Source organism: Hydrogenobacter sp. T-8, assembly GCF_011006175.1.
In the GTDB taxonomy this organism is placed as follows: Bacteria; Aquificota; Aquificia; order Aquificales; family Aquificaceae; genus Pampinifervens; species Pampinifervens florentissimum.
Genome location: NZ_CP048795.1, coordinates 812,646 through 826,152, shown reverse-complemented (window position 1 = coordinate 826,152; position 13,507 = coordinate 812,646). Strand labels below are relative to the sequence as shown.

General features: G+C 43.1%; 12 protein-coding genes. 2 read left to right on the top strand and 10 right to left on the bottom strand.

Annotation, left to right across the window (positions count from 1 at the left end; translation table 11 throughout):
- Positions 1–14: 14 nt before the first annotated feature.
- Both G3M65_RS04825 and G3M65_RS04820 read right to left on the bottom strand, forming a co-directional pair.
- Positions 15–1,115 (bottom strand): DNA methyltransferase, encoded by a 1,101-nt coding sequence (locus G3M65_RS04825; RefSeq protein ID WP_173833464.1) that lies wholly within the window; start codon positions 1,113–1,115, stop codon positions 15–17.
- Positions 1,084–2,100 carry a DNA-methyltransferase gene (locus G3M65_RS04820; RefSeq protein ID WP_173833463.1) on the bottom strand — a complete coding sequence of 339 codons (1,017 nt, stop codon included), beginning with the start codon at positions 2,098–2,100 and terminating at the stop codon, positions 1,084–1,086. The genes G3M65_RS04825 and G3M65_RS04820 overlap by 32 nt, the downstream gene beginning before the upstream one ends.
- 35 nt (positions 2,101–2,135) lie before the next feature.
- Here G3M65_RS04820 and G3M65_RS04815 point away from each other — a divergent pair, with 35 nt between their 5' ends.
- Positions 2,136–3,200: a J domain-containing protein gene (locus tag G3M65_RS04815; RefSeq protein ID WP_173833462.1), complete on the top strand. Its 1,065-nt coding sequence runs from the start codon at positions 2,136–2,138 to the stop codon at positions 3,198–3,200.
- Here G3M65_RS04815 and G3M65_RS04810 read toward each other — a convergent pair.
- Together G3M65_RS04810 and G3M65_RS04805 are read right to left on the bottom strand one after the other, a co-directional pair.
- Entirely contained in the window at positions 3,189–3,764 is a 576-nt protein-coding gene (locus tag G3M65_RS04810; protein WP_173833461.1) for a 3'-5' exonuclease, read from the bottom strand. The two genes, G3M65_RS04815 and G3M65_RS04810, sit on opposite strands and share 12 nt — an antisense overlap.
- Positions 3,764–5,980 carry a penicillin-binding protein 1A gene (locus G3M65_RS04805; protein ID WP_173833460.1) on the bottom strand — a complete coding sequence of 739 codons (2,217 nt, stop codon included), beginning with the start codon at positions 5,978–5,980 and terminating at the stop codon, positions 3,764–3,766. Before G3M65_RS04805 ends, G3M65_RS04810 begins: the two co-directional genes overlap by 1 nt.
- An 89-nt stretch (positions 5,981–6,069) precedes the next feature.
- On the opposite strand from G3M65_RS04805, the gene G3M65_RS04800 reads away from it, so the two are divergent.
- On the top strand, positions 6,070–7,368 hold the full coding sequence (locus G3M65_RS04800; protein WP_173833459.1) for a succinate--CoA ligase subunit beta: 1,299 nt from the start codon (positions 6,070–6,072) through the stop codon (positions 7,366–7,368).
- Between the two features lie 85 nt (positions 7,369–7,453).
- On the opposite strand, the gene G3M65_RS04795 is transcribed toward G3M65_RS04800, so the two are convergent.
- From G3M65_RS04795 to G3M65_RS04770, 6 genes are read right to left on the bottom strand one after another with little or no spacing between them, the layout of a single operon-like run.
- Positions 7,454–8,536, bottom strand: a complete 1,083-nt coding sequence (locus G3M65_RS04795; RefSeq protein ID WP_173833458.1) for a tyrosine-type recombinase/integrase — start codon at positions 8,534–8,536, stop codon at positions 7,454–7,456.
- A gap of 53 nt (positions 8,537–8,589) precedes the next feature.
- The gene (locus tag G3M65_RS04790; protein ID WP_173833457.1) at positions 8,590–9,933 is read right to left on the bottom strand and encodes a replicative DNA helicase; all 1,344 of its coding nucleotides are present in this window, start codon (positions 9,931–9,933) and stop codon (positions 8,590–8,592) included.
- Positions 9,917–10,177 carry a hypothetical protein gene (locus G3M65_RS04785; RefSeq protein ID WP_173833456.1) on the bottom strand — a complete coding sequence of 87 codons (261 nt, stop codon included), beginning with the start codon at positions 10,175–10,177 and terminating at the stop codon, positions 9,917–9,919. Before G3M65_RS04785 ends, G3M65_RS04790 begins: the two co-directional genes overlap by 17 nt.
- Entirely contained in the window at positions 10,128–10,664 is a 537-nt protein-coding gene (locus tag G3M65_RS04780; protein WP_173833455.1) for a hypothetical protein, read from the bottom strand. Before G3M65_RS04780 ends, G3M65_RS04785 begins: the two co-directional genes overlap by 50 nt.
- Positions 10,652–13,090: a helix-turn-helix domain-containing protein gene (locus G3M65_RS04775; RefSeq protein WP_173833454.1), complete on the bottom strand. Its 2,439-nt coding sequence runs from the start codon at positions 13,088–13,090 to the stop codon at positions 10,652–10,654. Before G3M65_RS04775 ends, G3M65_RS04780 begins: the two co-directional genes overlap by 13 nt.
- Positions 13,087–13,407: a hypothetical protein gene (locus tag G3M65_RS04770; protein WP_173833453.1), complete on the bottom strand. Its 321-nt coding sequence runs from the start codon at positions 13,405–13,407 to the stop codon at positions 13,087–13,089. The genes G3M65_RS04775 and G3M65_RS04770 overlap by 4 nt, the downstream gene beginning before the upstream one ends.
- Positions 13,408–13,507: the final 100 nt, after the last annotated feature.

Below are 13,507 nucleotides of genomic sequence, written 5' to 3'. Positions count from 1 at the left end.
ATTTTAACACATTTTCAAGTAAATAACTTCATCCATGCCTCTTTATGTTCTCTTTTTATGCTGGCATCTTTCTCTAAAAGCTCTACATAAAGCTCAATAAAATCAGAAGGATTCCTTACGAGTCTTAAGTAGTATTTTATGGTCTGCATGACGCCATTTATAATCAGGGTAGTTCCATATATGGAGCGAGTTTGATTTATTATTCCTCTTACCCTCTCATCTATTACATACTCGCGCGTAGTCAGGATATAATACCTATCCGGTGGTGAATTTTTGATCTTTTCCAGAGCTGATAAAACAACACCATAGTCTATGGTTCTATCTTTAACTTCTACAACTTCATATACTTTGCCTTCCATGTCCATAACTTGTATATCCCCAAGCATACCAGTTTTATCATCCGGAGATTCATGCGGAAGCAAATCCGCAAGCCTTTTATTCTCATACCTTTTCAACTCTTTTACTAAAATTTTATAAATAGCATACAAAGCTAAAACCGGCAGTCTTGACCTTCCTCGTGAAGCATATGGATGTGTAAAATGGCTTTCTAACTTGGTTAAAATTTCATCTATAGTAAGATTTCTTGGTATTGGGAGTCTTACTCTTGTCTTTTCTCTTATATCTAAGAGCCTATTAAATATGTATAGAAGTGCTTCTTTTGGGCTCTTTTTTAGGTCTTCCACTTCATGTACAATATACAGAAAGGCTTGTTTCACTTCTTTTGGTGTTATCTTGCCAGGGTAGTTAAAATCGTAGGGATGTGGTTGTTCAAGAGACCTGGTTAGCCAACCACTTTCCTTCATAGCGGGGAAATCCTTACTTTTCATGAAAGGAGTTACACATTTTGTATCTATAGTTCTACCACTAAAGCCACCTTTAAACTCTGCTCTGTGGAGTTTTATATTCTGAGATGGATTATAGAGTTTGTAAACCAAGAGCGTTGTTAGAACACTTAAAACACCTTTGTTTTGCTCTACTCTGCTAAGTATTACATCAAGATGATTCTTCAAAGAAGCATCAATTGATATTTCTCTATTCTCATAGTAAACACGCTTTGCTTCTTCGTATAAATTTTCAAGAATTCTACATATGTTCGTATAATCCTTTTCGCTCATTTTGAATTTTTCTCCTTGCATCCTCAAGTCTTTCAAGTATGTATCTGTAGTATTCTGGATTTATCTCTATACCTATATAATGCCTTTTAAGTTCATAAGCTGCTATTAATGTAGTTCCGCTACCTGCAAAAGGATCAAGCACTATATCTCCCTCTCTGGACAAAAGTTTTATAAGTTCAGAAATAAGTTTTTTAGGATATATTGCTGAATGTTTTCTACCTTTTATTGTTTCTACATTGCTTTCTATGACATCGCGCTTAATAGGTTCACCTCTCATTTTTATTATAGTAAAACCTTTTCTTCTCAAATGGTATAGCCTGCCACCTTCCTGCCCACCAAAGGGTTCTGCATGAATTCCTCTTATTTTCATCCTGAAATCCCGTATTAAACCAAGTCTTACTTCCTCTATGGCTATACTTAGCTCCTTTTTGGCAAGCTCCTTTTCTTCTGGACTAAGGTCTGAGTTTTCTATTAGTTTAAAATATCTTTCGCCAGGATTTCTCCTTTTGCCATTAAAAGATGGTTTTTTGTCCTCCATAAAGCTGTCTAAATCAAAGTAGTATTTATCAGACTTTACAAAATGAAAAAAGGGTTCTGTGGATGGTGTAAGTCTTCTTTTATATTGGCGAGGGGTTGGGTTCTTCTTTACCCATGTTATGTTGTTAACAAGCAAGACATTGAAACGTTCCATAGCCATTATTGCAAACCTATATGGAATTAATGCAAGGCTCCCATTTATATATTTATCCCCCAGATTAAATACTATGCTGCCATCATTCTTCAAAACTCTAACGCACTCTCCAAATATTTTTAGAAGGTTTTCAAGATACGCTTCTTTGGTTTCTTCATTACCGATACCTATACCCCCGTAGTCCCTCTGTCTGTAGTAAGGAGGGGAAGTAATAATAAGGTTAACAGTTTCTTGAGGAAAGCTTTTAAGAACATCATATGCATCGCCAAGTATTACTGTGTCTACAACTGTCATAGGTTTAATTATAATATATAGCAAGAGCCTGAAAAATGAAGGATTATTATCAAATACTCGGTATTAACAAAGGTGCAACAAAGGAAGAGATAAAAAGAGCCTATAGAAGGCTCGCCAAAGAGTGGCATCCTGACGTAAACCCTGACCCACAGGCAAGTGAACGTTTTAGAGAAATAAACGAAGCCTACCATATACTCTCTGACGAGCAGAAAAGAGAGGAATACGACCGTATACTTCAGAGCGGAGATGAAAAGAAATACAGGGACTTCATGGAATACATTCAAGACTTCCTTGAAAGTATATGGCAGGGTATGAGAAGAGCACCAAAGCCCAAAAGGGGACAGGACATAAGGTTAAAGTTAGAGCTAAGCCTTGAAGAATCCGCCTTAGGATGCGAGAAGGAAATAGAATACGACCGTTGGGTAGATTGTCCCGACTGTGAAGGTAAAGGCTACAAAGGTCAAATGGAAAAGGTGCCCTGTCATGCATGCGAAGGGACTGGTAGAAGGGTTAGTGGCATATTTAACTTCCCAAGACCATGCTCTGTCTGTAAAGGAAGGGGCTACATAATAAAGAACCTATGTCCTACCTGTGGAGGAAGAGGTAGGGTGGCAAAAAGAAGCAAGGTAAGGGTAAGCATTCCACCCGGGACGGACGAGGGTGAGGTTTTGAAGGTTTCCGGCTTTGGTCATACAGGAGAAAGGGGCGGAGAGCCTGGGGACTTGTATTTGAGGATAAACATAAAGCCCCATGAGGTTTTCAGAAAGGTGGGCAAAGACCTTTATATGGAAAAGTTCATATCCTTTCCTATGGCGGTGCTTGGTGGGACTACAAAGATAAGGTGGCTTGATGGGAGAGAAATAGAAGTCTTTGTCCAGCCGGGAACAGAGTGTGGGTCAACAAAAACCTTACCGGGCTATGGGTTTCCTGCAGGTGGCGGTGCGGGCAACTTGATAATAACCTTTCGCATAGAAGTTCCCAAAAATCTAAGCAATGCACTCAGGGGTATTCTTGAAAAGCTCGCCAAAGAGCTAAAGGATGATGGAGTAGAGGTAAGAAGTGGACTTATTGAGAGAATGAGAAACCTTCTACCCCTTTGAGAGTTTCTTTATTCCTAAGTAATCCCCTATACCAAGCCTGTGCCACAGTAGCTTTAATAGCTCAAGGAATACAAGAGCAGTAATTTGGGCATCATCCATAGCTCTGTGGATGCGTTTGTATTCTATCCCAAAGTAGTCCGCGAGGTCCTTCAGAGAATACTTCTTAAGGTCTGGAAGTATGTTTTTAGCAAGGTTTAGAGTGCATATGTGAGGGTGTCTAAATCTTTTGCCATATAGCTGTCTGTAATACTTGTCTATAAAAGCAATATCCTTTTCCACTCTATGGGCAACTATCACACTATCACCTACGAACTTGAGAAACTTTGGAAGGACTTCCTCCATCTTTGGCTTTCCCACGAGCATGGCGTTGGTTATGCCTGTGAGGTCTGTTATTCTCTGAGGCAAGGGGTATCCCGGATATACAAGGCTTGAAAACCTTTCTGTTATAACTCCACCCTCAACCCTAACACAGGCAATTTCAATTATCTCGGACTTTGAGGGGTCAACCCCTGTGGCTTCCACATCTATGCTCACAAAAGTGCTTTCAAGCAAGATTTCTCTCATCAGGGAATTTCCTCAACCTTTGGCGATTCCTTCCTGAGATACTTGGGGTCCACAATGCCCTCAAGCTCGTCTCCCTTTCCCTGAGGCTCTGTCTGATTTTCACCGCCACATACACCCTCAGTTCCTTCCACAAAGAGCATAGGCTTCGGACAGTCTACCACAACTACACCCTGTGGTATAGGAAAGTCATTGTTGGGATACATATAGCCCGCAACAGACATGTAGTCTATCCATATAGGCAGTGCAACCCTTGCACCTGCCATTCCTTTACCCATGCTTCTTTTTGTATCAAAGCCTACCCATACGCCAGCTACTATGTCAGGTGAGAAGCCTACAAACCATGCGTCCATGTAATCATTCGTAGTTCCTGTCTTTCCTGCCACAACCCTTTGCAAAGAGCTTGCGGACACCGCAGTCCCCTCAAGCACCACAGCCCTGAGCATATCCACAAGAACTCTTGTCTCCTGTGGAGGTAAGACCTGTTCACACTTTGGAGAGTTTTCTTCAATAACAGAGCCATCGGGTGCAACTATTTTCCTGATAAAGTAAGGCTCACATCTAACTCCAAGGTTTGCAAAAGTTTGAAAGGCAGAAGTGAGCTGGAGAGGAGTAACTTCTATACTACCAAGAGCCATGGAATAGTAAGGTTTTAGCTCAATACCAAGAAGCCTTCCAATCTCTATAGGCAGGTCAAAGCCTATGTCCGCAAGAAGGTTTACCGTGGCAGTGTTCACACTTTTTGCCAAGGCGGTTCTTAGAGTAATCTGACCGTATTCCGCACCCTCATAATTATCGGGCGTCCATTCCTTACCTGTAGATGGGTCATAGAAGCTCCTCGGAGTAGCATCTATTAAACTGGCTTGCGTATAGCCCTTCATCAGGGCTGCGAGGTATATGATGGGCTTTATAGCAGACCCAGGTTGACGCTTAGCATAAACAGCTCTGTTGTAGGGGCTTCTTAGGTAAGAATATCCACCCACCATAGCCCTTATAGCACCAGTTTTCACATCAAGGCTTACAAGAGCTCCCTGCAGGTCTGGAAGCAGTTCCGCCCTTACCTCCTTACTCTTTCTGTCCTGATAGAGCCTTACCAGCACAAAGTCCCCTTTTTCAAGGGGTAGGCTCTTTCTCTCAAGTTCAAACTCGTACTCTCCCAGCTCCAATTTTAGCCTCTCTCCGTTTACAGAAAGCACCTTCCCTATGTATACCCTGCCCGGCTTCAGCTCAATCTTTTGTTCCTTATATCTATTCGCTGTCTCGTATGGGTCTTCCGGAAGGAAGGGTATGCGGTTTGCCTGAGCAACCCTCATAACACCTCGCTTTAACACATCTCTTGCATGTTCTTGAAGGTCCTTATCTACGGTGGTATAGACCTTGTATCCTCCAGCCAGAATAACCTCACCATACTTATCTGCGAGATAATCTTTTACATAATCAAGAAAATAATCCATTCCGTAATATCTGTTTTCTAACCTAACTTTTATTGGTTTTTCTATAAGCCTCCTATATTCCTCTTCTGTAATGTATCCATCTTCGTGCATGCGACTTAGCACATAGTCTCTTCTCTCCTTTACCCTTTCTGGGTTTCTAAAGGGATTGTAGCGTGTAGGTGCTTTTGGAAGACCTGCCAAGATTGCGGCTTCATCAATGGTGAGGTCCTTTACCGATTTTCCGAAGTATATCCTTGATGCCGCTTCCACACCGTAGGCACCTTGACCAAGGTATATGTAATTCAGATACATCTCCAATATTTGGTCTTTTGTAAAATGCTTCTCAATCTTCAATGCTAAAAGGGCTTCTCGTATCTTCCTCCTTAGACTTCTGTCTGGTGTCAGAAAAAGGTTTCTCGCCACCTGCTGGGTTATGGTGGATGCACCTTGACGAATTTCTCCGTGCCGTATGTTAGCAAGGAGTGCTCTCAAGATAGCTACTGGGTCAACGCCTGGATGCCTGTAGAAGTTCTTATCCTCTGCAGAGATGAAAGCCTGTCTAACATGAGGTGGTATGTCCTTGAGGCTCACATAGTATCTTCTTTGCACCGCTACATCGCCGAAGGGTCTATCCTTCGCATCGTAAACCACGGTAGCCACTGGAGGCTTCCAATCTCTTAGGGCTTCCACCGGGGGAAGGTTGGTAGAGAGGATTAGGATAAGGGCTAAGGATATTAGAAGAAACAGACCTAAAACACCTGAAAGTATATAGAGGACTTTACGCACATTAATATATTAACTCTAATCATGGCTTATGTTAACTACCAGAATGCTATAATTTTAGTCATACCAATTTCCAAGAAAGGAGGAAGCCTATGAACCTGTATGAGTACGAAGCCTATGACAAGCTGTTTAAAAAATACGGCGTGCCTACTCCTAAGTATATGTTCAGCGACCACCTAAGCGATGACCTTGTAAACTTCATAAACCAGCTGGGCGAATGCGTTATAAAGTCACAGGTGCTCGTGGGCAAGAGGGGTAAAGCTGGAGCGGTAAAGCTCTGCAAAAACCCAGAGGATGCCATAGAGACCTTCAACGCCCTTCTTAACTACCCCGTTTATGGAGAAATGCCCGTGGGACTGCTTGTGAGCGAGAAAGCAAACATCCTAAAAGAGCTTTACGCCTCTATTACCTATTCCACAGAGGTGAGGGCTCCGGTGCTTACCCTTAGCCTTGAGGGGGGCATGGACATAGAAGAAGTTCCACCAGAAAAGGTAAGGAGCTGGGTCATTGACCCAATAAAGGGACTATATCCCCATATGGTTAGAAACTATCTCCTTGAGCTTGGCTTTCCTCAGGAATACATGGGAGTTTTGAGGGAGCTTTCTGAAGTTATAGCCAATATGTGGAAAGCCTTTTGGGAAGCAGAAGCAAGGCTCTTGGAGATAAACCCCCTTGCCATATGCGATGTGGGTGGCAAGCAAAGAGTCCTTGCCCTTGATGCAGTAGTAACCATTGATGACGATGCCAGCGTCCCACCTGCCAAGATATACGGAGTAAGAACCGCCATGAAGAGACCACCCACAGAAAGAGAGATAGAAGCCTCTCTTATAGACAGGGATGACCACAGAGGAAAGGCTGGCTCTTATGTGGAAGTGGACGGAGATATTGCCATGATGACCTTTGGAGGTGGTGGTTCAACGGTTACCATAGAAACTACCTACGCCATGGGTCTAAAGCCTGCAAACTTTACCGACATAGGAGGAAACCCCCCTGCGGAGAAGATGTATAAGATAACAAGGATAATACTCTCAAAGCCCGGTATAAGGGGAGTATTGGTCTGTGGTGGAACCGCCAACAACACAAGGATAGATGTAACTCTGGGTGAAGGCGTGGCAAATGCCATAAGAGACCTCCACAAAGAAGGAAAACTCAATCCAGACTGGATATGGGTGGTGCGTAGAAACGGACCAGAAGCGGAAAAGGGTCTCAGGATGCTCTACGAAGCCATGAAGGAGTGTGGAGTAAAGGCGGAAATATATGACTCATCTCTGCCACTTACTGAAGCACCTATAAGGCTGAAGGAACTTCTTGATAGATGTGAATCTGTGCAGAAGGAGGTTAAAGAGGATAGACACTTAACAGAAGAGCAGGCTCAGGATATGGGAATATAAAAGAGATTGGTGGAGCGGAGGGGACTTGAACCCCCGACCTCCTACACGCCAAGAAGAGAGGCTGTAGTTTAAAAGCCCTGATAATTCATGCTGAGCTTGGCTTTTCTTCTTTTTCCTGACGAAATACTGACGAAATTTCCTCAAGGGCATTGACCATGTATTCCTGTGTCAGATGGGCGTATCTTTTGGTGGTGTCTATCTTCTGGTGGTTTAAAAGCCTCTGCACCAGGTAGATGTCCTTTGTTTTCATGGCTACCCATGAGGCAAAGGTATGTCTAAGGTCGTGAAATCTAAAGTCCTGCAAGCCTGCCTTTTTGCAGGCATTCTTGAAGGCTCTTCTGTATCCCTGTCTGCCATAGGGCTTGCCCTGAGAGTTTAAAAAGACATAGTCAGTCTTTAATCCTTTTTCTTCCTGTTCTTTCTTTATATCCTCTAAAAGCTCCCTCACGGTGGAGTTCATTAAAATGGTGTAGTGTGTTTTGGTCTTTGTCTGGCTTGCATGAATACGAAGACAGCCCGTTTTGAAATCCACATCTTCCCATTTTAAGCTCAGAGCCTCATTAGCCCTGCAGCCTGTATTCAGGACAAAGAGGACTATTCTTTTAAGATGCAGAGGACAGGCGGAGAGCAATTTTTGTGCCTCTTCAGGGGTTAAAAACCTCACTATCTCCCTTGCCTTAGCCCTGTAGTAGGGTATCCTGGGTATCTCCCCCTTATATAGCCCAAGCTCCTTTCCCTTTGAAAATATAGCATGAATAACCATAAGTTCTTTGTCAATGCTTACAGGACTTGCCTTTGAGTTCTCCTCTCTATGCCTCTTATACTGCTCTATAGTGAAAGTGCTTATCCTGTGAACTGGCATATCACCAAAAAACTCCTTTACCAGCTCTATCTTCCTCACATGCTCTTTTTTAGCATGCTCCGTAGCCTGTGAAGTCCTCAAATACCAGTCTTTATAAGTATCCGCAAGCTCCCTAAAAGTAAGGTTTTCCTCTCTTGGTGGCAGATACTCCCCCCGAATTATCTTAGCCCTTAAATCATTTGCTATCTCCCTTGCAACCGTCTTTGATACAGCCCCTATCCTGTGATAATACCGCCTGCCATGATACATGAACTCAAAATACCATACATTGCCCCTCTTCCTGAGATAGCCCTCTCCTCTTGGCATAAGGTTATTATACCATTTTCTGGGGAATTCCACAGAAAAATCTCGTGAAAGCCTCAAAAATCAATACTTTCCTCAATTTCCTTTTCTGGGCTTTCTGAATAAGCTGAATAAGAGGCAGGACAGGGATAAAAGCCTGTGGTGTTTTTATCAAATCTGAGCCTCACCGTTCCGCATGCCCCCTGCCTGTTTTTAGCCACTATCACCTCTACAAGCCCTGCCTCTTCTGGAGAGGGATTTTTCTTGTAGTATTCAGGTCTATAGAGGAACATGACAATATCCGCATCCTGCTCTATTTGACCTGACTCACGAATATCTGCAAGCGTAGGTCTTTTGTCTGAGCGGTGTTCTGTCTGACGGGAAAGCTGGACAAGAGCTACCACAGGAATGTTTAAGTCTTTGGCAATTAGCTTCAGGCTTCTTGAAATTGCTGCTACCTCTTCCTGCCTTGAAGAATACTGCTTTGGTGGAGTTATAAGCTGAAGATAGTCTATGAAAATAATGTCTGCCTGCTTTAGCTGGGCTATGCTCCTTATTTCTAAGGTGGTTCTGGCAGGAGAAAAATCAAACACAACAGGCAGTCTTCTTAGCTCCAGCCCCGCCTCTACTATCTTAGGGAAATCCTCCTTTGTAATCATGCCCATGCGAATGTTTTTAAGAGGCACGCCACTGCTAAGAGAAAAAATCCTGTGAAGAATCTGCTTCTTTGACATCTCCAAAGAAAATACCACCACCCTCTTGCCCTTTCTTGCCATGTTTAGAGCTATAGAAAGCATGAAAGAGCTTTTACCCATGCCCGGTCTTGCCCCTATAAGGATTAAATTCCCCGGCTCAAAACCAGAAGTAAGCGTGTCAAGCTCAAAAAAGCCTGTCTCCAGTCCCAGAATGAGCTTTTCACTTTCCATCATCAACTTCAGCTCTTCTATACCCTCACTTACAATTCTCTCAAAAGGTTCTATCTCAAGCACCTCTTCCTTGAAGGCAATCAGCTCCTCTCTTGCTACCTGAGCCTCTTCTATGCTTTTTGCTTTCAAAAGCTTTATAGCCTGCTCTTTTAGCCTGTTTAATGTGCTATGCTCCTTAACAATCCTTAAGGCACTCTCAAATAAAACCTCTGAAGTAGCCCCCTCTTCTGCAAGCACCCAGAGGAAATTCCTCTCGAGAAGAATGCCCTCTTTCCGTGCAAGCTCTAAAGCCACCACATCGTCCCAGTTTTCCCCATATTCCTGATACAGAACCTTCAAAAGTGCATAAACCTGCCTGTGCTTTTCAAAATAAAAGTCCTCTTCCTTCAAACCCCTTGAGAGTGCCACAGAAATAAGCTTTGGCTCTACTATCATACCCCCCAGTAAGGCTCTCTCTGCCAGCTCATCAAAAGAAGGTTCAAAAAGCTCCTGCATTCTTCACCCCCTTTTTCTTTTCTTCAAAGGTGTATCTCAAAAGCTTGTATCTTCCTGTCCCTTCTTCCTCTTCAGCTTCTTCTACGGGTTTTAGCCTCAAGATTACCACAAACCTGTAGTCTTTGTCCTCAAGGTCTATCCTGTAGATAAGCTTTTCTATGGGCTTTATCTGTTTTATCTCATAGTCAATCTCTTCAGGCATTATTTCCTTGAGTGCCTTTAAGATTTCTTTCTTCCACCACATTTCCTGCCCCCAGGGCTTTTGGCTTATCACCTCCTAAAGCCTTTACTCTCAGAACCTTTGCATCGTCAAAAGTGAATTCTGTTGTGAAAACTTCCTCATGCCTGTCTTCTTCTATGGACGGGTAAAGTTTAAAAAACCAGTAACGAAGCTCTCTCTCTGGCATATCGCATACTTCCAGCCAGCCCCCCATAAGTCTTACAAATGCCTGAAGCTTTTTGTCTTCAAAAACCACAGCACCATACTTACCTGCTTTTTCAATAGCTCTCTGGAGCATTTCAAAGGCAAGGAGAGTTTTCTTCTCTTCAAGCTTTTTAGAAAGCTCTTCCACAGATGGCAGGTATGAGTATTTTGAAAGAACCGAAAGAACAAGCTCAGGTGGATAATTCCTGATAGTTTGCATATAGGCTTTTATAACCTCTTCATTGAGTTTGTCTCCGTCCGTGCTTGCCTTTGCTAAGGATAAAAGCAAAACCTTTACCTTATCCATTGCTGACCCTCCTCTCTAAGAACTTTTTCTAAAACCTTGAGGTTGTGCATAAGCACTTCATCTTTTGAAGGCTTTCTCATAAGCTCAAACTTAAAGGGGTCTGCAATAAAATCTCTGAGCGAAACCTGAGCCTTGTATCGCCCCTCCCTCTTTTCATTTTCCCTCACATACTCAAAAAAGCCCTCCACAGCTTTTAAAAACTTCTCCTTGATAAGCTCCTTGTCTGGATTTTTGCCTGCTATCTCTAACACCCTCTTAACAAGTGCGGACTTATCCTGCACTGCAAGCCCCGTGCCTTTCTCCTCCTGCCACAGCTCCGAAAACCTCATTAAAACCACTTTAGCAATAGCCTTATCTTCCTGCGTGTATCTTTCCTTTCTTCTGAAGACCACCTCTATCTTCTCAAGGGTTTCTTCACACTCCTTGAGGGCTTTCTCAAGCGTCTTCCTGCCCTTTGCGGAAAGCATTTCACTCTTTAGCTCTCCCAAAAGCTTTAAAATCTTCTCGAGCTTTTTCTTCACACCCCTTAGCGTTATACCCCTTTCTTTTTCAAGCTCTTCCTCTTCAAGCCCTAAAAGCTCAAAAAGCTCATCATCCAGCTCTTCCTCTTCAAGCACCTGCCCCTCTACAACCTCACCGTTGAAAGACTGAGGGGGGACAGCCCCCTCAGGAGAGCTAAAGGAGGTAGATGAAGGGAGCAGGGGCTTCAAGGCTTCTTCTTTTTTCCTTAGCTCCTCTTCTTTTTTCCTGAGGAGTTCTTCTTTTGCCTTAAGCACAGGTCTTGTATCAGGCACATATCCCTTAGCCCTTAGCTCCTCTTTAGCCTCTTCCTCTGTTAAGCCCTTAAGCATTGCCTTTGCAAGCTCCTCTATAAGTTCCTTTGGTGCTTTCGGCAGACTATCAAAAACTCTTTTTAGCTCCGCCATATACTTTAGAGCCACCGCCCTGTCCTCATCTGAGAGGCTCATAAGAAAGCTCTCGAGGCTATCAGGAAGAGAAGTTCTCAGGCTTGATATAATTTCACTTAGCTGTGCCTTCTCATGCTCTTCCCTCTTCTTTCTTTCCTCTTCCTGCCTTGCCCTTTCCTCTTCAAGCCTTCTTCTTTCCTCTTCCAGCCTTTTCTTTCTGACTTCTAACTTTAGCCACTCTATAAGGTCTCTGGGTATTCTGTAGTCTGGATACTGAGCCTTTAGCTCCTGCTCCAGCTCTTCTTCCGCAAGCTCATAGAAAGCCTCAAGGCTTATCTCTTCCGTAGAAAGCACAGGATACTTAGAAAGAGCCTTCTTTATCTCATCTTTGCATACGCTCATAAATAGCTCTCTGTATTTTGTCAGCAATGCCTCATGGTGAAAAGCCTTGTGGAGTATCTCCTCTTCAGACAGGTCAAGATTTTCTGCAAGGCTTTCTATCTTCTTTATAAGCTCTTCACAGGTTTTTCTAATAAGAGCTTTGTGTTTTGAAAAGCTCTCCACAAGAGCCTTTACAGCCTTTGTGCCAAAACCTATAGCCTTCAACCTTTCCCTTAAGAGCTTTTCATACGCCTCCTGAGTGTCCTTGAGCATCTCTATAGCAGTCCTGCCCGTAAGGTCAGACAGAAAAGACTTAAGCTTTTGAAGCTCCTCAGGGTCAAGCTCTATGCCCTTTGACTTAGCCCACTCCTCAAGCTTTTGACCCTCTTCACGCTCTTCATAATACCTTTCCATGAGGTCGGAAAAGTCTTTCGTGATTGTGATGTGAGATTGAGTGTCAGTATTTGCCGATTTTTGACATGTGTCAAAAATCGGCAAAATGTGATAAGTTTTCACTTGATAATTATTTGCTTTTAGCCAGTCAGAGATAGTTTGACGGGGAACGCCAAGCTCTTTGGCTATTTCCTCTTGTGTTTTACCTTCTCTCCATAGCTTTACTGCTTTTTCTTTCAGCTCTCTGTCTTCTTCTTCTATTACCTCATCAAGCCATCTGTAAATCTGTCTTTCGGATTTTTTAAATATCAGTGCCAACCTCTGGATTATTTCTGCCCTCTCTCTCTTAGCTCCCACCTGCCTCATGGTTTTGTATGCCCTTATAGCCATCACCTTGAGGTCTTCCTTTGAGACGGGCAAATTCTCAATGGGGTTTAGCTCAAGCTGAAGTCTTATAGCATCTTCATAAGAGAACTCTCCTTCCACTTCAAAGACTTTGACAGGTCTCTGAAGTAGCTCATGAGCTTTAGCAGTATGATTGCCATTGACAATCCGCCAGTCCTCAAGCTCTTTCACATAAACCATAATGACAGGCGGTAGCTCTTCACCCTCAAGGATTGCCTGCTTTAGCTTTTCTACATGCCTGAGGTCAAGGGCTTTTCTGATGTAGAAGTCTTCTCTGGCAACAGGCAAAGTTTTTGGGTCTTTTTCTACCAGATTTCCTCTTAAGCCTGCATAGTTCATTGCTGAACCTCCTGCAAGAGTTTTTTGTTAAGAAGCTCTAAATGCAATCTTGCCTGCTCAAGACGATAACATGCCCTGTAAAGACGAATAAGTTCATAAATCTGTCCCCTTTCCTCAGGAGAGACTTTTTTCAGGATGTGTTTTCTCTTTTTTTCCAGTTCCCCCACCAGATACTCATAAGTGTAAGTCTTCCCCCCTACCCTCTTTTCCTGCGTCGTCAGATACACGCTTATATACCTGAGAGAGCTTAAATCCATTCCCACAAGAGCTAAGGACTTTTTTGATAACTCCCTCAGGAGATACTCCAAATCCTCCATAAAGTTATATTATACCGCATAAAAGTCTATATGTCAAGTTTTTCTGTGGAATTCCCCAGAAAAACAATTTTTCACAGAAAAAAGCCCGTAGTTTGCTAAA